The 23,017-nt window shown below is 39.2% G+C and carries 22 protein-coding genes and 1 tRNA gene; 8 read left to right on the top strand and 15 right to left on the bottom strand.

Annotated features, from left to right (window positions below):
• The first annotated feature begins 170 nt into the window (after positions 1-170).
• Positions 171-650: a hypothetical protein gene (locus tag QL989_RS04425; RefSeq protein WP_138604954.1), complete on the top strand. Its 480-nt coding sequence runs from the start codon at positions 171-173 to the stop codon at positions 648-650.
• A gap of 8 nt (positions 651-658) precedes the next feature.
• Here the strand turns inward: QL989_RS04425 and QL989_RS04420 are convergent, their stop codons facing one another.
• Positions 659-3,205: a serine/threonine-protein kinase gene (locus QL989_RS04420; protein WP_290168556.1), complete on the bottom strand. Its 2,547-nt coding sequence runs from the start codon at positions 3,203-3,205 to the stop codon at positions 659-661.
• 121 nt (positions 3,206-3,326) lie between these two features.
• Here QL989_RS04420 and QL989_RS04415 point away from each other — a divergent pair, with 121 nt between their 5' ends.
• Positions 3,327-4,289 carry an FHA domain-containing protein gene (locus tag QL989_RS04415; protein ID WP_178956672.1) on the top strand — a complete coding sequence of 321 codons (963 nt, stop codon included), beginning with the start codon at positions 3,327-3,329 and terminating at the stop codon, positions 4,287-4,289.
• A gap of 46 nt (positions 4,290-4,335) precedes the next feature.
• On the opposite strand, the gene QL989_RS04410 is transcribed toward QL989_RS04415, so the two are convergent.
• Together QL989_RS04410 and QL989_RS04405 are read right to left on the bottom strand one after the other, a co-directional pair.
• Positions 4,336-4,668 (bottom strand): hypothetical protein, encoded by a 333-nt coding sequence (locus QL989_RS04410; protein ID WP_178956673.1) that lies wholly within the window; start codon positions 4,666-4,668, stop codon positions 4,336-4,338.
• Positions 4,669-4,691: 23 nt separating this feature from the next.
• Positions 4,692-5,084, bottom strand: a complete 393-nt coding sequence (locus QL989_RS04405) for a hypothetical protein (RefSeq protein WP_138604958.1) — start codon at positions 5,082-5,084, stop codon at positions 4,692-4,694.
• Between the two features lie 214 nt (positions 5,085-5,298).
• Between QL989_RS04405 and QL989_RS04400 the strand changes: the two genes are divergently transcribed.
• From QL989_RS04400 to QL989_RS04390, 3 genes are read left to right on the top strand one after another with little or no spacing between them, the layout of a single operon-like run.
• On the top strand, positions 5,299-5,934 hold the full coding sequence (locus QL989_RS04400; RefSeq protein WP_138604959.1) for a hypothetical protein: 636 nt from the start codon (positions 5,299-5,301) through the stop codon (positions 5,932-5,934).
• A gap of 55 nt (positions 5,935-5,989) precedes the next feature.
• Positions 5,990-7,024, top strand: a complete 1,035-nt coding sequence (locus QL989_RS04395; RefSeq protein ID WP_138604960.1) for a hypothetical protein — start codon at positions 5,990-5,992, stop codon at positions 7,022-7,024.
• Between the two features lie 27 nt (positions 7,025-7,051).
• The gene (locus tag QL989_RS04390) at positions 7,052-7,747 is read left to right on the top strand and encodes a hypothetical protein (protein WP_290168551.1); all 696 of its coding nucleotides are present in this window, start codon (positions 7,052-7,054) and stop codon (positions 7,745-7,747) included.
• 33 nt (positions 7,748-7,780) lie between these two features.
• On the opposite strand, the gene QL989_RS04385 is transcribed toward QL989_RS04390, so the two are convergent.
• From QL989_RS04385 to QL989_RS04370, 4 genes are all read right to left on the bottom strand, one after another.
• On the bottom strand, positions 7,781-8,956 hold the full coding sequence (locus QL989_RS04385; RefSeq protein WP_054202652.1) for a mandelate racemase/muconate lactonizing enzyme family protein: 1,176 nt from the start codon (positions 8,954-8,956) through the stop codon (positions 7,781-7,783).
• 27 nt (positions 8,957-8,983) lie between these two features.
• The gene (locus QL989_RS04380) at positions 8,984-9,751 is read right to left on the bottom strand and encodes a class II aldolase/adducin family protein (RefSeq protein WP_290168548.1); all 768 of its coding nucleotides are present in this window, start codon (positions 9,749-9,751) and stop codon (positions 8,984-8,986) included.
• Between the two features lie 134 nt (positions 9,752-9,885).
• Positions 9,886-10,209: a c-type cytochrome gene (locus tag QL989_RS04375; RefSeq protein WP_036980337.1), complete on the bottom strand. Its 324-nt coding sequence runs from the start codon at positions 10,207-10,209 to the stop codon at positions 9,886-9,888.
• Positions 10,210-10,382: 173 nt separating this feature from the next.
• A complete protein-coding gene (locus QL989_RS04370) occupies positions 10,383-10,922 on the bottom strand; it encodes a DUF2058 domain-containing protein (RefSeq protein WP_036980338.1) in 540 nt (179 codons plus the stop codon).
• Positions 10,923-11,116: 194 nt separating this feature from the next.
• Here QL989_RS04370 and QL989_RS04365 point away from each other — a divergent pair, with 194 nt between their 5' ends.
• Entirely contained in the window at positions 11,117-12,265 is a 1,149-nt protein-coding gene (locus QL989_RS04365; protein WP_290168544.1) for an MFS transporter, read from the top strand.
• On the opposite strand, the gene QL989_RS04360 is transcribed toward QL989_RS04365, so the two are convergent.
• Positions 12,232-12,732, bottom strand: a complete 501-nt coding sequence (locus QL989_RS04360) for a prolyl-tRNA synthetase associated domain-containing protein (RefSeq protein ID WP_055012388.1) — start codon at positions 12,730-12,732, stop codon at positions 12,232-12,234. The two genes, QL989_RS04365 and QL989_RS04360, sit on opposite strands and share 34 nt — an antisense overlap.
• 1 nt (position 12,733) lies before the next feature.
• The gene (locus QL989_RS04355) at positions 12,734-13,120 is read right to left on the bottom strand and encodes a hypothetical protein (RefSeq protein WP_138622667.1); all 387 of its coding nucleotides are present in this window, start codon (positions 13,118-13,120) and stop codon (positions 12,734-12,736) included.
• A 165-nt stretch (positions 13,121-13,285) separates the two neighbouring features.
• Between QL989_RS04355 and QL989_RS04350 the strand changes: the two genes are divergently transcribed.
• Positions 13,286-13,361, top strand: a tRNA-Ala gene (locus tag QL989_RS04350).
• A gap of 178 nt (positions 13,362-13,539) precedes the next feature.
• Here the strand turns inward: QL989_RS04350 and QL989_RS04345 are convergent.
• A complete protein-coding gene (locus tag QL989_RS04345) occupies positions 13,540-14,787 on the bottom strand; it encodes a glutamate-5-semialdehyde dehydrogenase (protein ID WP_010391694.1) in 1,248 nt (415 codons plus the stop codon).
• On the bottom strand, positions 14,784-15,890 hold the full coding sequence (gene proB, locus QL989_RS04340; RefSeq protein ID WP_010391693.1) for a glutamate 5-kinase: 1,107 nt from the start codon (positions 15,888-15,890) through the stop codon (positions 14,784-14,786). Before proB ends, QL989_RS04345 begins: the two co-directional genes overlap by 4 nt.
• Before the next feature lie 864 nt (positions 15,891-16,754).
• Here proB and QL989_RS04335 point away from each other — a divergent pair.
• A complete protein-coding gene (locus QL989_RS04335; RefSeq protein WP_290168536.1) occupies positions 16,755-18,614 on the top strand; it encodes a sodium:proton antiporter in 1,860 nt (619 codons plus the stop codon).
• A gap of 43 nt (positions 18,615-18,657) precedes the next feature.
• On the opposite strand, the gene QL989_RS04330 is transcribed toward QL989_RS04335, so the two are convergent.
• From QL989_RS04330 to hflK, 4 genes are all read right to left on the bottom strand, one after another.
• A complete protein-coding gene (locus QL989_RS04330; RefSeq protein WP_290168533.1) occupies positions 18,658-19,296 on the bottom strand; it encodes a tetratricopeptide repeat protein in 639 nt (212 codons plus the stop codon).
• A 123-nt stretch (positions 19,297-19,419) separates the two neighbouring features.
• Positions 19,420-20,733, bottom strand: coding sequence for an adenylosuccinate synthase (locus tag QL989_RS04325; protein WP_010391689.1), 1,314 nt, complete (start codon positions 20,731-20,733; stop codon positions 19,420-19,422).
• A gap of 208 nt (positions 20,734-20,941) precedes the next feature.
• Positions 20,942-21,820, bottom strand: coding sequence for a protease modulator HflC (gene hflC / locus QL989_RS04320; RefSeq protein WP_010391687.1), 879 nt, complete (start codon positions 21,818-21,820; stop codon positions 20,942-20,944).
• Positions 21,821-21,825: 5 nt separating this feature from the next.
• The gene (gene hflK / locus QL989_RS04315) at positions 21,826-22,995 is read right to left on the bottom strand and encodes an FtsH protease activity modulator HflK (protein ID WP_010391686.1); all 1,170 of its coding nucleotides are present in this window, start codon (positions 22,993-22,995) and stop codon (positions 21,826-21,828) included.
• Positions 22,996-23,017: the final 22 nt, after the last annotated feature.

Genomic DNA, 23,017 nt, shown 5'->3' with positions numbered 1-23,017 from the left:
TATATTATAGAGCGCTGGCCGAACGTGGTTTCTCAAGCCTGTTAAGCTTTTTTACTTTTTCTGAACAAAAATAATTATTGTTATTTTTTGGTGGAATACTTAATTACATCTATAGTTAAAATGCTCATGGAGTAAATAAGAAATTTTAAATTTAAAACAGGACTTTTATCATGAACGATCTTAGCTTTCGCGTTATCCCAAACGAAAATGACTCTTGGGAGTTTATTTCTAAATCAGGCTCTAGCGCTGAAGATATTAAAATCAACTATAAAGAACTCACTACAGGTGGAAGCCTGAACTTATATTATGAGTTAGCAAACGAATCGGAGTGGACTTTTTCTGAAAATGGCAGCTATTTTTCAGATGCTAAAGATAACTTTAGTTACCAACTAAATAGCCTTGTTGCCAATGAAGGGAAGTCATTAATTATTACAATTTCTAGTATTTTACCGCATCAAGCCTTATCTCAGGAGTTGAACAAACTATTGGCTGAGAATCCAAAAAAAGTAGTATCAGGGCAGTTGGATCAACGTACAAATTATGAAATTAATTTTCGATTAATTGCAAAAAAGAGCACTGACGTTAACTCTCTTATGCGTTATTTTTCGCAAGACCCACGCGTTATAATTGAAGATATGGAGCCACACTAGTACAGAGCTTACTCTGCGCTATTTTTTACTGGACATAAAAAGTTATAATGCTCTTTACCTATTAAGCTCATCAGCTTATTTTCAGAGCATAACCCCTTAAACCATTGTAAACGGTAAAAAACTGGGCTCCACCCCAAATTTATACTTTGCTCTATTGATGCTAACGCCGAGTATTTTTCATTCAACAAGCTTTGTAGCATTGCTTTAACAAAGTATGCCTCTGCCAAATTAGAATTAGTAGCTAACAGCTGTTCAATCTGGTTCATTGCTTGTTGATTTCTATCTAAATGAATCAACACTTGTGCTTTTTCAAGTTGTTCTGCAACGTTCTGCGACGAAGAATCAAGCTGCTTATTGACTTCTAAATATAAGCTTTCGGCCTCTGTAAAGCGGCCCTTAAAATGAAGTAAATCGGCATAGTTAAGTTGTAAGGTAGTTGTTTTGGCATCTAACATCATCGCTTTTTGAGCAAAATTTAATGCATCGACAAACTCACCTTGTAGAGAAAGAGTAATTGAATAATTACTATAAATAGAAGCGCTTTGCCGCCCCGAATCTATCAGTTTTTGGTAGTTATTCTCTGCAGCCTTCAAGTCACCCGATAACAAATATACATCAGCGACTGTTTTTAGCGTTACAATATCGTTAGGGTTATAACTTAATACCTCCTTTAAATATTTTAATGCGTTAGCACGTTTCCCCGATGTGAGATACGCTATTGCAAGGTTTCTTGTCGCTAATAAAGTTGGCCTTATTTTATATGCCATTTTCGCATGCTTTAAAGATTCTTCAAGGCGACCTATACGCTTAAAATAAATAGCCAAAATAGTTTCTCTTTGGTATTCCTCTAATGATGAGTTTTGAATTCTGCTAATAATTTTTTCGGCTTTAATGTGCTCCCCCGTTTGTTGATATATTTCAAGTAGGTCAATTAAATAAGCAGGACTGTCACTGTATGAAGTTGGCGCTCGTTCAAGTTGAAATTGTAACTTTGTTATGAGCGCTACATTTTTGGAAGACTTATAAAGTCGTAAAATTATTTTTCGGTATAAAGGATATAAAGGCTTAAAATCTGGCTGTTGCGATAACAAGGCTTCAGCCATGGCACGTTGCTTTTGAGTACTACCTAAATCATTCGCAGTTAGGGTAACTAAAGATACATATTGCCTGATAAACTCATCTGACAATAACAGTTCCCTATTTGACAGGATGCTTGGGCTAAGCAAGTTTTGTATTGAAGATAGTGTTGAGTTATAAATATTTAGATAGCTTTCTTTATTTGTTGCACTTCGGGTTGTGCCTACCATTGTGGCGTTTTTATCTAATTCGTTTAGTGTAAAGTCACAAGACAAAAGACTACAATCTAATACAGGAATCAGTAGCTTAGTAGCTCTTAGCGCAGCAGCTAAATTATTTAGGCCTGCATCATTACCAAGTATTAATTGTGTTTGTGTAACTTCCTTGCTCGAAATTAAAGCAAACTTGCGATCCGCAAGTACATATTCGGTTATCGCATCTTTGACGCCAAGACTAAGTAAGCGCTTTTGTGTATCCGTAACTTGGCTACTCACTGTAAATTCTACTGGCATCAAAGCTATCCTCTCTATCGGTTTCGATGAATACCAAAGCCAGCTCCCCGCACTCAATAACAGACAAAGAACCACAGTAAGAAATAATCTTCTATTGAAAAAACGTTTACTTACGTTGTTATTATTTTGATAGCTTTTAACATCTACAGTCAGGTTTTCAAAACTAAGTGAGTCTAAAATCCGCCTAAACTGAGATGCTACGGCACGAGCGCTTTCAGGTCGTTTATCAACTTTGAATGCTAATAATTGTTTAAGTAAAGGCACTAAATCGGCAGATAACTCTTTGATCGATTCATAACTTGCGCTACAAGGAAATGACATTATTTGTTTTGCTAAATCTTGCCCTATATTACTCGATGCTTGTTTTGAATAGGCATGGTAGCCTGTTAATAATTGATAAGCTATTAGCCCTAGTGAAAACAAATCACTACGAAAATCCATAGTTTGATTATTCAATTGTTCAGGCGACATTGCCTTTAAACTGCCATAATCAGTGCCTATATTTGTCGCTTCAGCCCCTTTAATTTTTGAGATACCAAAATCTGTTATTTTAACTGTGTCTTCATCACTAACTAATACATTGGCAGGTTTCAAATCGAGATGTAGTATGCCTTTATCATGAATTGCAGCTAGGCCATCGCTGATATGAATAAGTATTTCTAATTTTTTAGTAAGAGTGAGACTCTGTTCTTTCATTAAATGGGATAAGGTCGTTCCTTTAACATACTCCATTTCTAATAAAATTTGTTCATCCCGATGAATTATCTTATAAAGCTGCACTATATTTGGGTGATTTAAGCTTGCAATTAACTTTGCTTCGATGATGGCTCGCTCAGTATTATCTCCAGCTAATTTCATAACTTTGAGGGCTACTTGTCTATTCAACTCTAGATCTGTTGCAAGGTATATCGTACTCATTCCTCCTTGCGCCAAAACTTGTATTTGTTTGTAATAATCCTCTAACACAAACTGTTCGATCCATCATATGTAAATAATTAGTCTAGTATTTAATGTTAATTAAATGCAAAGTCAATATATACAATATGATAGTGTAATATTATTTACTAAAAGACCAAAAGAGAGCTGTATGGCTATACTGACTAAGTTAAACTCAAATATGAGCTTTTATCTGCGCGACTTTCATCGTTTTGGTCGGCTAGCCCACTCTGTTGACACCTTATTAAACTACCCAGAAGTGACACGTATTCATGCTGTAATAGAGTGGGTTAAACCACACTGGTACATTCGTGATTTAAGCAAAAATGGTATTTGGCTAAACGGTAAACGACTTGATAAGCAAACCAATTCCGTATTAGCCCTAAATGATCGTATCAGCTTTTCAGAAATAAATAACTTAGATTACCAGTTAACTTCTATCGATCCACCAAGAGACCTTTTACTACCGGTCAATGGAACAAATACACATTGTATGTTGCTCGAACCTTATCATTTTTTACCCGATAGCCAACACCCCAAAGCTGTTATTTATTACGACCCTGAGAGACTCTCTTGGTGTTATGAAAATACAGAAACTCACCAATTAACACTCTTAAAAGATGGCCAAATAATAATAATCGCAGAACAGCAGTGGCAGTTTTTTCAAGCAGAAATGGCATCACAAGAAAACACGCTGAATTTAAGTCCTACGTCTATTAATAACCTTAAATTTATGTTCAATTTAAGCTTAGATGAAGAGCAAACCGAATTAAAAATAAGGCAACATAATAAATTAGTTGACCTAGATGTTCGCTCTCACCACTATCTTACTTTATTGCTGGCTCGAAATAAATTGACTGATATCAAAAATAAATTTGAGCCTGATGTACAGGGCTGGGTACAAGTTAAGAAATTAGCACGCGATCTCGGTATTAATGAGAGCCATGTCAATATTCAGATCCACCGTGCGCGAAAACAGTTTATGGACTCTTTCAATAATATATTATCTGCTGATATTTTGATTGAACGTAAACGAGGTAAAGTTCGTTTTGCAGGGACGTGCTTTACAATTGTAAAGGGGGCGAATTGTGAATCAACAGAGCCTAAAAATTAAGAAATGGCTGTGGCAACGAGCTGAGCTACAGCCATTCACTGGTCGATTACTGAGCTATTATTTGTAGCGAACAATTGTAGCGAACAGCCTTATTTATCAATGATTTAAATTCAAGGCTAAATGCCACAAGCGACTCTTCCATAGGGTAACAAGCAATACACTTGTCAAGCTCTTCAGTAAGCTGATTAAGCATACTAACTGATATTGGATTTTCAGCCTCTACGCCATATTGATGCTTCCAAAACCGCTGTAGTATAGGAGCATCATTTAACATAGTTATATACTCATAACCATCATGCCAAAGCTCATCTGTCAAAGAGCATTGAAATTCAGGCTCATCGAGATGAAATGTTGTAGATGATAGAACGACCTTTCTCATTATTATCTATTCCAAAATTGACATTAAAAACAGTTTCCCGGTGCACCATTTAGTTCAGGGAACTGAGTAACAACCTCTCCATTTGGCTTAATTATCAAGCGGGCGCACTTCTCTTGCTGAGTACCAACTACCATCCCTAGGTTAGCATCATACCTAATACGAGAATCAGGCTGTACTGTTCGTGATTTATTAGTTGCATTTTGTACTTGTTCGCAAAATTGTTGTGCATCTTGAATTGTTGCACAATACTGAGGCAAAAATTGACTGGCTTGTACACCTGCAGTGCAATGCCTTTGCTGAATATGAGCAAAAGATTGTGCTGTTACATCACATATTGGGTCTGCAGCCGCCTGAGTTGCAGAAATAAATAGGTAACTGATAAAGCTGCTATAGATAACCGAATTAATTAATTTCATTACTGTCTCCTTTGCAATCTAAATTGATAGGAAGTCACTCTTCCTTTCTCAATCTAGATACTAGGGAGAAATATTCCATAACAAAGTATTACACAGTGCAGGTAATACTTCGTAATAACAATCTCTAATTAGAAGACCTATCTTTTGGTGACTTGGTTGACATACCAAGTACACACTTACTTACATGATGTAACACAACTAAAAGGAAACGAGGATGTCTATTTATAAATTATTAGTTAAAAACGACTCAACTAACCCAACACGATTTGCAATTTTCCAAGAAAAGCCATCATTAGATGTTGGCGGTAATGTATTCACATTAGCTTGGTTTAGCAAGTATGCATATCAAGGAACAACTGCCGAATTTGCTTGGGAAATTGACTACAGTGCAATTTGGTCAAGACCAGGTCAAGAGCTTCGCCCTGGCGTTATCTGTAAAACATCACAATCAAAACGAGTTGATTTAGATGGTGCGAATACAGTCACTTTAGGCTACGACAATGTTAATGATGCCTTTAACATGAGCTCTCCTGTAAAAGGTAATAGTGGCAGTATTTTTACAAATTGTGACGAGACAGTACCTAATTCAAACACCACTCCATCAGCTGCTGCAGGTATCGGTATTGCTATGAGTGGTGCGGGGACTTTTTTAGTCAGTACGCAACCGAATATGAATTTAACATGGACACCCAAGCCTAAATATTACCTTGTTGCTGGTAACTTCAAAACTGGCGAAATTTTAGATACGCAAACAATCATGAACAGTGGCAGAGCTCTCGAAATTCCATATCAAGGAATTTTAACGCAGAGCGCAACCTTAAATAGCCAAAATGTTTTAGTACTAAATTAATGCTAATTTGTGTGCGCTAATTAATGGCGCACACATTAATTGGAGGGAATCAAATATGGCTGCTCTAGATAATCAACATACTTATGATATAGATAGTTTATTATTTGCAATGCAACAAAAAAACTTAGTGTATAACTACGACTTTCGTTATTTTAGTAATCAAACGAATACACAACCTATTAAGTATAACCACCCCGATGGCTGGATATACAGTGATCCAGGTAATGGTTCACAAATTAGTTCAGAAAATAACGGCTGTCGAATCGTTACCAGTACAGAAGAAAACGCCACAATGAGCTTTCGACAAAATATTCACGAGTTTCCAAGATGGAAAGAAACTCTATGTTCTGAACACATTAGCTGTGTGGCACAGTTAAATGTTAAAGGAACAGGCGAGCTACACTTTTGCTTGTCAGACGGTATTACATATGTCCAAAGAACATACACAATCCAAAACAGCCAAGAACTCAATATATCTACCGAATTAGAAATTGCAATGGATGCAAAAACTGTTTTTGTTGAACTTTCGTGCTCTTCCCCGTCTGTCGTTATTTCTGTAAAAAAAATATTCGCAAACAAGGGCTATATAGCTTTAGCTAGTCTGCCTTGTATTGTTGCAGGTGTCATTGGTGAGCGAAAGCAGTACGTAGCAACAGAACAAGCACCAGCAGAAGAACTACCTCTATGTACTATACCAATTGCATTGAACAGTGATCAAACACGGCTAAACTCGGTTATTAACTATCGCTTCGGCAAGCAAGGTGAATTTTCTTTATTACCTGATTTTAGAGGATATTTCAGCCGTGCTTGGGATAACTCAGCCGGTAGAGATAAAAATGCCAAACAACGTAAAATGTCAGGTGATTCGAATAATATTGGTGACCTAGTGGGTACAACAGAGCCCGATATATTTAAAGAGCATCAACATACCATTACTTTTAAGCCTGTGAATATGCTTAATCCTGAAAAAGGAAGTCCAGCCTATGGTGTTAATCTTGCAGCGAGTACTCAAACTCAGATCACGACAGAGGGTGACCTTGAAACACGTCCAATTAATATTGCAGAATTATTTACAATTAAGTGGGCTTGATATCTTTTAGGAAGGTGTGCCAGAGCAATGACTAACTATACTTTAAAAGTTAAAAATAACTCCAGCAATGCAACTAGTTTTTGTGTCTTTATGGCCTTACCTGAAGAGCAAGCCCAAAATAGTTCGTTCTATACACTTGCATGGATGGTCAAATATGCTGAACCAAATACGATGATAAGATTTTCATGGAGCGATATCTTCAATGTTATTTGGTCACAACCTGGAAGACATTTACAATCTGGCGTTATTTGCGATGTTAGGGAACCTAATTTTTTATCATTAAGTCGAAGCATTAAAATAAACGCCGCTGCATCTCAATGTCTTAACATTAACCCACCTGAAAAAGGATGTACGACATTACAATATAATAAAAAGCAGCTAACTTACTGTTTTAGCAAACTTGAAAAAAGCAATAATGATCAAATAACGATCAACTGTGATTCTGAAGTACCTAACTCAAAAACTACATCCCCTCACATTGCTGCAGGTATTGGAATAGGGCTTTCGGGTTCAGGGTTATTCTTAGTTAATACCCAACCTAATTTGGCATTTATGTGGCCTGTACCACCTTTTAAGTTTTATTTATCTTTTGGTTCCGTTAAATGGGGAGAAATAATTGACCGCGAATCATGGCTAGAGAGAGCTGTACTCGTTTCATTTAATGATACTACCGAATGTGAAGCCATCTTAAACATTAACAATCGCCTCAAAGTAATCAGGTAATACCCCGATTAACGGGGCATTACACAAACGCTTTTACTTTATCTCAACACGTTGTGAGCGCATTACAATTTCATCGTTAAGCTCAATCCCAAGACCTGGTTCTTCTGATACTTCAAAAAAGCCATTTTTAGGTTGTGGATCTTGTAAGCACAGCTCTCTGTTCCACTTTTTAATCGCATAAGTATGATGTTCATGAATTAAAAAGTTAGGGATTGCTGTTTCTAAATGTAATGCTGCCGCGGTTGCAACCGGCCCACCACACACGTGTGCCTGAATACGCACGTCAAAAATATCTGCGTAATCACATACTTTTTTAGTTTCAGTAAAGCCACCACATAAACCAATATCTGGCTGTAGTACATCAATGCTTTGATCTTCTAAATATGGACGCACGCCCCAACGGTTATATAAGCGCTCGCCGCCTGCAATAGGCACAGCCACTTTATCAGCCACTTTGGCATGTAATGAGTGGTTTAAATAATTCACCGGCTCTTCAAAATACATACAATCAAATTCTTCTGCAATCTCACCAATTTGAATTGCAGATGTCGCACCAGGTAAACTGTGGCATTCAAAAATAATGTCGACTTCGTCACCTACTGCTTCACGAATAGCTTGCATACGGGCACGGTATAGTTTCATCTCTGGGCGAGAAATAATATTTGTGCGGTCATAGTAGGTATTGCCATCTTTATCGTATTGAATTGGGTCAACCTTTACCGCGTCATAACCTTCAGCTACTGCTTTTAGTGCCGCTTCGGCATATTCTTGTGGCTGGACCAGCGCTTTAAACTCACTGTCCCAGTCAAACTGCAACTGCGATGCATAAGTACGTAGTTTGTCGTTAACTTTACCACCAAGCAACTGATAAACAGGTAAACCCAATGCTTTACCTTTTATATCCCAAAGCGCAGTATCAATCGCACTCATTGCAGCATAAACCACCGGCCCACCGCCTAAACCCCAAAAGCTTTCACGCAACATACGTGACCATAGTTTTTCAGTTTGAAACGGGTCATGGCCAATTAAAAAGGCATCTGCCATTTCTTTGATCATCGCAGCGGCAGCACTGTGACCTAAGTCATACGCAAGGCCGGCTTCACCTACACCGCTAATCCCTTCATCAGTATGAATACGAACAAATACCGGCGTCCATGCAGGACGCTCAGGACAATGAATGTCAAAGACTTCAACGCGATTTACTTTCATAAAAAATTCCTTATTAACCTTTATCGGTTATTTTGCAAAACTTGGGTCAAGACGATACGCTTTTCGTAACATGGCAGGCCATGCTAGCTGCCCACCAGTACTGCCGCTGTGAACAACGTTCGCTTGATTATAAATGTTATCAATAATAGCTTGTGGTACTGCAATCGCTTCTTGTGCACTTGATTGAATAGCTAACTGTATTTCACAGGCACGTTGAAGGTCATAAAAGCGCATAAACGCATCACCTACTGTTGGCCCTACCGTTAAGCCGCCATGATTCACCAATAGCATATGATTGGTGCTACCTAAATCTGTTTGCAGGCGTTTACGCTCATCATCATTCACCGCTAGGCCTTCATAACCATGGTATGACAGAGAGGGTAATGAAAACATCGAATACTGACTTAACGGTAACAGCCCTTCTTTTTGTGTTGCAACTGCAATGGTTTCTTTAGTGTGTAGGTGTATTACGCAATGGGCATCCTCGCGTACTTCATGAATGGCACTGTGAATGGTGAACCCTGCAGGGTTAATATCAAAAGGAGTGTCGTCAATAATGTGGCCATTTAAATCAACTTTAACTAAGTTAGATGCAGTGATCTCATCAAACGTTAAACCGAACGCGTTTACTAAATAATGATCCGTACCTGGTAGGCGAGCAGAAAGGTGCGTATAGATTAAATCCCCCCAACGAAAATGGTCAACTAATCGATAACATGCGGCTAAATCAACACGTAGTTGCCACTCTTGTTCTGATACTTTATTTTTTAAATCGAGCTGGGGTAAATCAAACATAACAAGCCTTTTAAAACACAGCATAGCGCTAGTGATTGTAGATGTTTAGAAGTCTAAATGAGTATTCGCATGATGGCAATCACCAAATAAAAAAGCCACACAAAGGTGTGGCTCTTTTAAGGTCTCGTTAGCGATTATTGTACTTTTGATAGGTAATCGGCAATCGCTTCAAACTCTTCATCAGTCACAGTCGCAACCATTGCTTTCATTGCCATAGACATACCGTTGTTACGAGCGCCTGACTTAATGTCTTTCATTTGCGCTACTAAATACTCTTTGTTTTGACCATTTAGCTTAGGGTACATCGCCATGATAGGTGCTTTACCATCTGCACCATGACATGTTTGACAGTTTTTAGCGGTGTAAAGTGCAGCGCCATCAGCAGCGGCGGCTGAAAATGAAAAACTTGCGGCTAAACCAATACCCGCGCCTAATAAAAGTGTTTTTATCTTGCTCATTGTATTTACTCTTCTTTTTTACGGTTAAAAAAACGGTTGTGATAATTGTAGTCAATAAATCTTTAAAAAGCATACGTCCTTGATAAGGTTTGACGATCAATCAGAACAAATACGTGTATCCCTCATAAAACAAATATTAGCTTGCCTTAGCTGAGCAGATACTTAATAACACCTTACCAAATAAGATCGTCTGGTACTTCAAAGTCAGCGTACGGATCGTCTTCGTCCTTGGCTTTGTTCTCAGGTTCAACATGAAACACAATATACTTTTCATCAACCTCAGCCACTTTGCGTGCAGGCTCGTCTTCTAATACGTAAAACTGGCCTTCTAATACACAAATTGCTAAACGTCCGCCCGAAAGCGCCTTTTGCGTTTGCTCATTCACATCAAGGCCCTTTACTTTATTTTCATAAGTAAAGTTAAAGGTACGCTCACCGCGAATTGACTCTTGATTGTGATGCTCTAAAATTTGCTTAACACGGGCTACCTGCTCGCGTTGCTTTAATTCTTCTTGGCGCGTTTTGTTAAGCTCTTCGGCTTTTTGCTGCTGCTCAAGCTTGGTTTGCTGAATATGCTTTTGCAAATCATTTGGGTTGCTTGTCGCTCCCTTCTTTTGCTTTTTCTGTTGCTTGCGCTTTTCTGATTTAGCAACTTTGGCTTTATGTGATGTTGTTAAACCAGCTTGGAGCAATTGCTCTTGTAGTGACCCCATGGCGTGTTCCCACTAAAAACGAATATTAATGCTATTTTAATCACCAACGAGCGTAAATAACAGCGCTATTGGTATTAATCTAACAAACTACTGAAAACAAAGCATGATTTAGCGCAATAAAGGTTAATTTATGAAAACCCTAGCAGTTTTGTATATAATGCGACTCAACTAATAAGCAATGTTAACGGCAGTCAATGCGCTTATCTCACTTACTCCTTTGTTCTGTTTTTATTTTTTTTGTCTTATACGCACCACAGCCATTATTAAGTTTATTTGCCACCGAATTTAATGTAGCGCCTGCCATTGCAGGCAGCTTAATGACTGCCACTATGCTGCCTTTAGCCATTGCCCCTTTGGTGTATGGGTTGTTTCTAGCCAAGCGAAACCCATTATTAATTTTACGCATCGCAATGTTCTTACTCGGTGTCGGCTGTTTATTATTTATTTATGCCCCTAGTTTTGAGCTACTATTACTTGTTCGGTTTTTACAAGGGTTAACTTTACCTGCCGCTTTAACCGCAATGACCAGTTATATTGGTATGAGCTATCAAGCCGATACATTACAAAAAAATATGACTCTTTATATTGGTAGTACTATTGTCGGTGGTTATTTTGGCCGAGTATTGGCTGCGCTCTTTAGCGACTTGTGGTCATGGCAAAGTTTTTATTACTTAATTGCTGCCATGTTGATAATACTCGCGCTTAGCATTCCCCATAAACGCTTTGTTTTGAGTCGCTCTAGTGAGGTGTTATCACCTTTAGATTATATGAAACAACTTAAAGAAGGCTCGGCACTTAAGCTTTATGGTGCCATATTTTGTATGTTTTTTTGCTTTGCAGCGCTATTAAACTACTTGCCTTTTATTTTAAAAAAGACCTTTTTAATTAATAACACTCGCGACATTGGCTTAGTTTATAGCGGTTATTTAATTGGCGCGTTAGCTTCTATTTTTACCCCGTGGTTATTAAAAAAAATGACCTCAGCTTGGCGCTTGTTGGCAGCGGTATTCCTGTTTTATAACCTCAGTATTGTGTTATTAATGAGTCATTCACTGATGTTGTTTTTAATTGCATTCACACTCTTTTGTGGCGCTATGTTTGTAATTCATTCAACAGCGGCACCATTGGTTAATAAAATTAGTCACGCTCCACCGAGTGTTACTAATGGTTGTTACGTGTCATTTTATTATAGCGGTGGCGCACTAGGATCGTTATTACCTGGGGTGGTTTATCAAGCACACGGGCAAACCGCATTTATGGCAACACTTCTTGCGGTTTGCTTATGTGGGCTGGGTCTTATTTTGTGGGCTCAGCGCGAGGGTAAAAACATCACCCGCGGCTGATGTTCAGTAAAATCAAAAAAACGCAGTAAATCAGGCTTAGTTAATAACCACGTTTGGGTGTTTTCAAATGGATGGCAATGAAATAAATCGCCAAACCAAATATCCTGATCAAGCCAAAGCGTTACATCTCGTTGCTTATCGTTCATTAAGCTGAGCATTGACACACAACCTGGTGCAACTTTTAAGTACTTAGCCAAGCGCTCATTAGAGGCAAACCCTAAACGCGATAGGCCTTGCTGTTTAGACAACGATTTTAAATCGAGTTGTTTATCATGCGCGGTGATCACTAAAAAATGGCGCTTACCTTCGTTATCTCGCAAAAATAGATTTTTTAAACGTGTTCCTGGGCGATTCACCATAAGCTCGTCAGCATCTAAGCTACCATGCAACGCTGGATGCTCAATCACATCATAGTTAATATCAAGTTGGGCTAACACCGCCGCTAATTTTTGTTTATCTGCTAACATACTACAAACAACGCCCTCTTAATTGCACACTTAAATCTCGCCATAGCACTTCGTTTATTTCATGCTTATCTGCACAATAGTTACGTTGTGCAAGCTCTTTATTGAGAAACTCTACCGCTTGATCTTCTAATTGCAACTTGAGCACGCTCGACTCTTCAAAGTGCTCTTGTTCGGCAAAACGCTTTACATCGCTTCGGGTTAGCTTTTTATTAATATTAATTTGCTCACGGCTCTTAGCCTTTACAGAGACCACATAGGCAAAAAGCTTGTTACCTTGATCATCAACGGTGTCATAAAATTGTTGATTATTAATTTCATAGGGAGGCTCATCTACCGAGCTGGCACAGCCAAAAAGGAAAATCATGAAAACTAAAGCGTATTTTTTCATTATGTATTGTCGTTTTAGTAAATATTGAGGCTGAGTTTAACAAAAATTAGTTAAAACGGAAAAATTTGTGAAAAAATACTTGACCGAAAACGTAAAAATATTTAAAGTTCACCCCGCTTAAGACTCAGCACTTAAGCATTTACAGTACATGTAAATTAGGAATGTGGGGCTATAGCTCAGCTGGGAGAGCGCCTGCCTTGCACGCAGGAGGTCAGCAGTTCGATCCTGCTTAGCTCCACCACTTTCCTACCCTCTCCTTTAAGTAATATCCTTACTTTTATATTCTAAATAAACTTCTCTGTTAATAATGCTTTGTATTTTTTAATCTCTTTGTTTGCTTAAGTGTTTAATTTTGCTAAATCGAGATCAAAAATGCCGAGCAAAGCCCGGCATTTTTATTATTTATTGAGTTGGGTTAGTTATTCGCGAACTTGACCAACACCATTAACTAAATATTTTTCAGTGGTTAATGACTCAAGTCCCATAGGGCCATAAGCATGTAACTTAGTCGTTGCAATACCAATCTCTGCACCTAAGCCTAGTTGTGAGCCATCAGAAAAGCGTGATGACGCATTAACCATAACAACCGACGCATCAACACTACGTTGGAATAACTCTGCCGCCGCATCGTCCTTAGTACAGATAACTTCAGTATGATTTGAACCGAATTGAGCAATGTGCTCAACGGCTGCATCAAAACTTGGCACAATACGAATTGCTAACTCTAAGTCTAAGTACTCTTCACCAAATTCGTTATCAGCAAGTACAGTGGCATTATCAAAATATTCAGCCGCTTTGGCGTCAGCATTAATTTTTACACCTTCTTGACGAAGTACAACTGCACACAGATTTAAAAACTCATCAGCTACATCTTGGTGTACCACTAAACCCTCAAGTGCATTACATACACCAGTACGCTGAGTCTTACCATTAAGCAGTAAATTTAATGCTACTTCTAAATCAGCATCTTTATCTACATATAAATGACAAACGCCTTTAAAATGCTGAATAACAGGGATTGTGCTGTTTTCAGTAACATAGTTAATTAGGCCTTCACCACCACGAGGGATGATTAAGTCTATGCTATCGCGTTGTTGCATCAATTCCATTAGTAAAGCACGGTCAGGATCAGGAATCACTGAAATTAGCGCAGTTGGTAGACCATGTTTTGTAAGCACGCTATGCATTACACTGGCAATGGCTTGTGAGCTTTTCAGCGCTTCTTTACCACCGCGTAAAATAACACCGTTACCTGATTTAAAGCACAATGCACCTGCGTCAGCCGTTACATTAGGACGCGCTTCATAAATCATACATACTACGCCAAGTGGTACACGCATTTTACGAATTTTAATACCATTTGGGCGTTCAGTAATGTCACGTAACTGGCCAACAGGATCATCTAATGAAACAATCACTTCGATACCCTCAGCCATGGCTTCAATACGCTCATCATTCAATGTTAAACGGTCTATCATTGATGCTGCTAAATTATTGTCGCGTGCTGCGCTTAGGTCACTTTCATTTTCTTTGATTATAAATTCTTTTTGCTCTCTTAATGCCGCTGCCATATCGGTTAACACTTTGTTTTTAGTCTCGGTATCGAGTAAAGCAAGTGTATGTGCAGCCTTTGCTGCCTGGCGTGATATATCCGTAATTAAACTCATGACTTCTCCAATAATGCGATATCTTTTTCTGAAATAATTGGTCCAATTGAATCCTGCATTTTTTCGCTGAATTCACTCTGCTCGTTATCTGCAATAAAGTTTAACAAGCAGCTACTGTAATTTGCTGTGGCTTTAGCTAAACGCGTACCATCTTCACTGCGAACTAAGATCGTATCGCCCACAGCAAACTCGCCATGTACTTCTCTGATCTCATCGCCACGTAAGCAACCGTCTTCACCTTCTAATGAGTCATCAAATGACCCTTCAACAACGACTTCCCCCTGCTCATTGGCGGTATGTGTCATCCAGTGAATAGAATCTTGCATTGGTTTTTCATAAGGCAAGAATACGCTACCTGGGTTTTCACCGGCTAACAAGCGAGTAAAGGTTTCTTCTTTAAAGCCATTAATAATGTAAGTTGCAATACCATGTGAAGTGGCTTTCTCTGCCGCTTCAATCTTGGTTTTCATACCACCTGTACCTACCGCACTGGTAGCACATCCTGCCATAGCATAAATAGAATCATCAATTGATTTTATTTCAGGCAATAATACGGCATCGTCATGCAGATTTGGGTTTTTATCATACAAGCCATCTACATCAGAGAAAATCATTAATGCATCTGCATCAGCAGCTGCTGCAACCATGGCTGATAAATTATCGTTATCACCCACTTTTAAATCATCTGTTGTTACTGCATCATTTTCATTAATGATAGGTAGCACGCCGTGTTCTAGCAATGTAAATACGGTTTCACGGATACTCTGGTAACGCTCACGGTCACGTAAATCACCATGAGTTAATAATAGCTGTGCTGATGGAAAATCAAAGAAACGATCCCACATGGCCATCATTTCTGTTTGCCCTGCTGCAGCCATCGCTTTTTTCATTACCACTGAACGAGGTTGGTCTGATGGAAATAAATGTGAGCCAGCCGCTACAGAACCAGATGAAACTAAAATAACCTCAATTCCACGTGCGCGACAGCGGACAATAAACTGTGCGATGGTTAATAAATAACGTGAACGACAGCCATCTTGATCGGGTGCAATTAAGGCACTGCCCACTTTAAGTACGATACGTCGCCAATTTAACTTTTGCATAAGTGCTCAACTTTCCATTTAATTTGTATTCATCACATAGATGAATGAAACCAGGTCGCCATGTTTATAAACACAGCGTCGAATTTATTTATCATTGCCCACACTTTTTACACACACGTACACCGTCTCTAAAACTAGCGTTTTAAATTGAGATGCAAAAAATAAATAGTATTAACCCAAAAAATAAATCGGATCGTACTAACTAAAAAAATATAAAGTGTTGTTTATGTATCGCTGTAAAAAGCTGTGTGCGGCCTTTTTATTAACAACATACATAGAGCCTCTTAAGTCTGGTACACCAACAGATAGGGTGATGACTTAAGGACCGAGATTTAATCGCCACGATGGGGATTAAATATTGAAAGGTAATAGTTCAACTCAAACTTTTATTTATCTGCATTGAGCAAATAAACACTTTGAGCAAAACCATACCAAAGAGTACGGTAAATGATATTGTGTGTTCAAATATAACAAAACAAAGCAAAAACAACCAGTAAGAGAGTTAAGATGTTTATATCTAACATAATTTAGTATTTAAACTACAAACTTGATTAGATAACTAATTATTCGAACACTAAGCATAATACGTTAAAGTAGCTGCTTAGATCAAGGCTAAAATTCAAGCTGAATAGGTCAACACTACTAAAGCTAGTGTTTTTTGTATTAAGTATCATGTGGTTAGACTACTATAAATATGAATTATATAGACTATAAATTTGATAACATTTTAGAAAATGACGTTAACACTAAATAAATAAGTATTATTTATTAGCTAAATTGAATTTACACGTGTATACCCACTGTATTACTGGTAGGTAACAGTTATACTTTTAAACATTATTAATATTAAGGAGTTTTTACTCTATGTCAGCAATTTATATAGCCGGTATTGCACTGTGTTCGGTGCTAGCCCAATGGGTCGCCTGGGCGTTCAGAGTACCCGCTATTCTGTTTTTGTTGCTTACTGGGCTTTTATTAGGACCATTTAGTGGCGTATTAGATCCAGATGCCTTATTAGGCGATTTACTTTTTCCTGTGGTGTCTTTAAGCGTCGCTGTGATTTTATTTGAAGGGTCTTTAACGCTGCATTTTCGGGAGCTTAAAGGGATCAGTAAAGTCGTAAGAAACCTCTGCTCTATTGGTATGCTTATGACCTGTATCGTTATCAGCTTAAGCGCCTATTGGTTATTAGAGCTAAATTGGCGAGTCGCAGCAGTACTTGGCGCGGTGCTTGTTGTAACCGGACCAACGGTTATTGCGCCACTGCTTAACTCAATGCGACCCACTCAAGATATTGACCGTATTTTACGCTGGGAAGGCATAGTCATAGATCCTATTGGCGCTTTATTTGCGGTATTAGTATTTGAAGCTGTGATGTTAGTTGGTCAGGGTGAAGTACTTAGCCACACTATAATTGCACTAGTTAAAACCGTTGGGGTTGGTTTAAGTATTGGTGTGGTTTCGGGTTGGATCACAACGCAACTAATGCGCCGCGAATGGTTGCCATTTGAGCTGCATAAATTTGGCATTTTAGCGTTAGTGTTAATTAGTTTTTCGATTTCAAACCATTTAAGTCATGAGTCAGGCTTATTGGCCGTGACTGTATTTGGTATTTGGTTAGCTAATCAAGATGACCTAGAAATAGATTCGGTGCTTGAGTTTAAAGAAGATCTGTCGATGATTTTGATCTCAACCTTGTTTATTTTACTCGCTGCCAGATTACAACTATCTGACTTAATGATGCTCGACAGCGACGTGTTTATATTTTTAGCTATTGTGCTATTTATTGCGCGCCCGTTGTGTATTGCTATTTCAACCTTTGGCACCGATTTACCAATGAAGTCTCGCTTGGTGCTGGCTTGGATTGCGCCTCGCGGTATAGTTGCTGCAGCCGTAGGCTCTGTATTTGCGTTAAGTATGATAGAAGCCGGTGTAGCGGATGCACAAAAAATGGTGCCATTGATATTCACGGTTATTATCGTCACTGTGGTACTGCAAAGCTTAACGGCTATCCCTGTTGCTAAGTTGCTAGGGGTGCGCCAGCCCTCCCCCAATACTATTTTAATTATTGGTGCCAACCACGTATCTCGTGCTATTGCTCGTGGTTTAAAGGAACAAAACATTCCCGTTCACTTATCAGATCCTGCTTGGGAAAACTGTAAAATGGCACGTATGGATGGTTTGCCTTGTTATTACGGTAATCCACAATCTGAGCATGCTGAACGCTATTTACCTTTAACCACTATTCGCAGTGTTTTAGCGCTTTCACCTAATCGTCATCATAACGCATTAGGGGTGCAGTATTTTTCTCATTTATTGAATGAAAAAAATGTATTTTCACTACGCTCATCTTCATCACATGCTAAAGCAAATAAAGACAGCGCGACGTTCTTATCACGACAAATTCTGTTTGGTGAAAACGGAGCATATGCACGCTTAAGCAGCGTTATTGCCAAAGGCGGTAAAGTGAGTGCAACACGAATATCTGAAGAATTTAGCTGGCAGCAGTATTTAGAAATGAACCCTGAAGCAATTCCACTGTTTATTCTCAAAGGGGATAAAGACAGTGATGAAGACGCTCCAGTGAAAATGAGGCCTTTTACTAGTGATATGGAAAAGCCACCACAAGAGGGTGAACGAGTAGTTGCATTGCAACCGCCTAAAATATCGCTATTAAAAGATCCTGCCAATAACAAAGTCAAAGACAATAAAAAAGACGAGTAATAACTAAAAAAAGCGAGAGTGCGGCAAAAGCACTCTCGCTTTTTTACATAGGTAATCGCGCGCGGGTAACGACACTGGCTGGCATTTTTTCAGCAAGTTTAGTTAATGCTCGCTCTATTTTTTTATGTGTCGCTTTATCAGCTACCGTGGTGTTAAACAACCAACGATAAGCATCTTCAAAATCTCTTGGACTACCATAACCTTGATTAAACAAACCAACTAATCGTAACTGCGCTTTTAAATTGCCTTGCGCTGACGCCTCACGTAAGTAGGTTATTGCCATGGCTTTGTCTTTTTGGACCAACCGCCCAACGTCGTAGTAGCGACCTAGTTGCTCTAATGCAGCCGCTAAACCCTGCTCAGCCGCTTTTTTCATGTAATACACACCTAAAGCAACATCGCGCTCAACACACACTTTATAAGCGAGCATATCACCGTATAGGAATTGATATGATGGCAATGCCATTTTATTGGCTCGCGCTTCTATATCTTGCACTAACTGGCAATTATCTGCCTTTACGCGCGCTAGATGAGTGTTCTCATTAATTAAAGCTATTAACTCAGATTCAGTATACAGCGGCACAGCTGCAGGGCTTTCTTCAGCTAAGCTATTGCTTATATTAAATAAAGAAAGTGTAAGTAGTGATAATGACCACACTGAGCAACGAGAAGATAAACGCATATTAACCACTTTAAAAATAAACTTACCAAATAATATACAAAGATCGTTCCACTATTAATAGCGTCACTTTTCTGCAGACATAAAAAAAGCTGCACATGGCAGCTTTTTTCAACTTAAACCCAATTATGCAAATGGGCTACGAAGTATCATCGTTTCAACACGATCAGGACCTGTAGAAATAATATCAACAGGTACGCCAGTGATTTCTTCAATACGTTTAATGTAATCAATTGCCGCTTTAGGTAAGCCTTCAAGCGATGTTACACCCACTGTATTTTCAGACCAGCCAGGCATTTCTTCGTATACTGGCGTTACTTTATCGTAACCTTCAGCTGCTAATGGCGTCACGTTAGTCACAGTACCATCTTCAAGCTTATAACCAGTACAGATTTTAAGTGTTTCTAAACCATCTAAAACGTCAAGTTTAGTTAAACAAAACCCTGAAATACTGTTGATTTGAACTGCACGGCGCATAGCCACTGCATCTAACCAACCTGTACGACGTAAACGACCTGTAGTAGCACCAAACTCATGGCCTTTGTCACCTAAATGCTTACCGACTGGGTCTTGCTTATCAAGGCCGTCGTAAAGCTCTGTAGGGAAAGGACCTGAACCTACACGTGTTGTGTACGCTTTAATGATACCTAGCACATAATCAAGGTGTAATGGGCCAAAACCCGCACCTGTAGCAACGCCACCAGCGGTGGTGTTTGAAGATGTTACATAAGGGTAAGTACCATGATCGATATCAAGCAGTGTACCTTGAGCACCTTCAAATAAGATGTTGTCACCGGCGTTACGCGTTTGATCTAAAAGCTCAGTTACATCAACTACCATTGCTTTTAAAATATCAGCAACAGCCATTGCATCATCAAACGTTTTTTGGAAGTCAACAGCGTCTACTTTGTAGTAGTTCACTAATGTGAAGTTGTGGTATTCCAATACTTCTTTTAACTTAGTAGCAAATAATTCAGGATTGAATAAATCACCAACACGTAAACCACGACGTGCTACTTTATCTTCGTACGCTGGACCGATACCACGACCCGTTGTACCGATTGGTTTATCGCCACGCGCAGTTTCGCGAGCTACATCTAATGCAACATGGAAAGGCAATATTAGCGGACATGCTTCACTGATTAAAAGACGTTCACGTACAGGTACGCCACGCTCTTCAAGCATGCCAATTTCTTTCATTAGCGCTTCTGGTGATAAAACAACACCATTACCAATCACACATTTAACATTGTCACGTAATACACCCGATGGAATAAGGTGTAGAACTGTCTTTTCACCGTCGATCACTAAAGTATGGCCTGCGTTATGACCACCTTGATAACGAACTACTAAAGATGCTTTATCTGTAAGGAGGTCAACTACCTTACCCTTACCTTCGTCACCCCATTGGGTGCCTAGTACAACAACGTTTTTACCCATTGCAAATTCACTTAGAGAAAATTAGGACGAGATTTTACCAGAAAACTAAAGCAATGTTCACCCCGTTTAGCTTATTTTTTCCTCGTGCGGGTAGTAAACATCAGTGTTTCGTTAATAATCACATAAATAACAGTCATTTATAAACTTAAAATTCAGATAACAAAAAGCCCTGCAATTGCAGGGCTTTCAAGTTTAACTAAAGCTATGATTACTGAGCTTTCGCGCCTTTCATGTATTGGAAGAAGTCGCTATCCGGTGATAACACCATCACGTCTTGCTTGCCTTTGAAAGTTTGCTTATAAGCTTCTAAAGAGCGAACAAAGCTAAAAAACTCAGGGTCTTTATTGTAAGCACTAGCGTAAATCGCAGCAGCGTCAGCATCACCTTGACCACGAACAGAACGAGCATTACGTTCGGCGTCGGCAAGCATTACTGTTACGCGACGGTCAACACCTGCACGAATTGTTTCTGCTTTTTCCTGACCTTCAGAGCGGTGCTCTTTAGCAACTGCAGTACGCTCAGCGCGCATACGTTGATAAATAGAGCTACTCACCTCTTGTGGTAAGTTAATTTGCTTAACACGCACATCAAGTACTTCAATACCCAGCTCACTAGCACTTTCAGATGCTTGTACTAACGCTTCTTCCATCAGTTCGCTACGCTCACCAGATACAATTTCACGAATAGTACGCGTACCAAAGTTAGTACGTAGGCCATTATTTACTTTTTGCTTAAGCAGTGTTTCAGCGTATTGCTTGTCACCACGTGCACGCAGGTAAAAAGAGCTAAAATCGTTTACGCGCCATTTTACAAACGAATCAACGATTAAGTCTTTTTTCTCGCTAGTTACAAAGCGATCTGGTGTGCCATCTAGTGTTTGAATACGTGCATCAATACGACGTACTTGACTAAAAAATGGGACTTTTAAGTGTAGACCTGGGCCATAAACTACTGCCTCATCGTCGCTGTCTTTTTGCACTTTACTAAATAAAAGTACAATCGCTTTTTGACCTTCAGAGACCACGAACACCGACGAAAAAGACATCACAATGGCGGCTAATAGGATTACTAAACTAAAGTTTTTCATTGCTCTTATCTCCCGTCGTTAAAGCGATCATTGTTAAAGCGATCGTTACCACTATTAACAGTGCTGTTGCGTGACGTATTTACCTTGTTACGTAAATCGTTTATATCGCTTGAGCTAGGTAAAGCAATACGTGTTGATGAACCCTGTTTTTCCATGATTTTATCAAGTGGTAAGTACATCATGTTGTTGCCGCCTTTAACATCAACCAACACTTTAGAGCTATTACCTAGCACTTCTTGCATCGTGTCTATGTATAAACGCTCACGTGTTACTTCTTTAGCTGCTTGGTATTCTGGAAGTAATTTCTCAAAACGAGCCACTTCACCTTGCGCTTCTAAAGTAATACGTTCTTGGTAACCTTCAGCTTCTTGCGTCATACGAGTCACTTGACCACGCGCACGCGGTTCAATTTCACGGGCATACGCTTCTGCTTCACGAATAAAGCGTTGCTCATCCTCTTGGGCCGCAATTGCATCATCAAACGCATCTTTAACTTCCATTGGTGGACGAGAGTCCTTGAAGTTAACGTCAGTTACGATTAAACCTAAGTTATAAGGTTCGATGATTTGATTTAGCTCATCCCAAGTATTTTGACGTACAACTTCACGGCCGTTTGTCAGTACTTGGTCCATTTTTGAATGGCCAACAACATAACGCAGCGCACTATCTAATGCTTCTTCAAGGCTGCTGTCAGCGTTAGTGACACTAAACTTGTACAAGTAAGGGTCGATTACTCGATACTGTACTTCAAATTCAACGCTTACTACGTTTTCATCTTCGGTTAGCATAAAACCTGATGCTGATAACGAGCGAACAGCTTCGATATCGACTGGAATAACCGTTTCAACAAAGGTCATTTTCCAACGCAAGCCAGGATCTGCAATTCGGTCAAACTTACCAAATTGAAGAACGACGCCGCGCTCAGCTTCTTTCACCGTATAAATACCGCTTAACGCCCATACAATTGCAGCGATAATAAGTACAAATGAAATACCGGCTCCGCCAAGTCCACCGCCGCTACCATTGCCGGATTTTTTACCGCCAAATAAGCCGTTAAACTTGTTACTGAATTTACGGAACACCTCGTCTAAATCAGGTGGGCCTTGATCACGTCCGCCTTTGTTATTCCACGGATCTTTGTCATTGCCATTATTACCCGGTTCATTCCAGGCCATAGCTATACTCCATTGTTATCTA

Origin of the sequence: Pseudoalteromonas sp. APC 3224 (assembly GCF_030407535.1) — a bacterium.
GTDB lineage: Bacteria > Pseudomonadota > Gammaproteobacteria > Enterobacterales > Alteromonadaceae > Pseudoalteromonas.
Note: the sequence above shows the minus strand (reverse complement) of the source record. Positions and strands in the feature narration are given on the sequence as shown.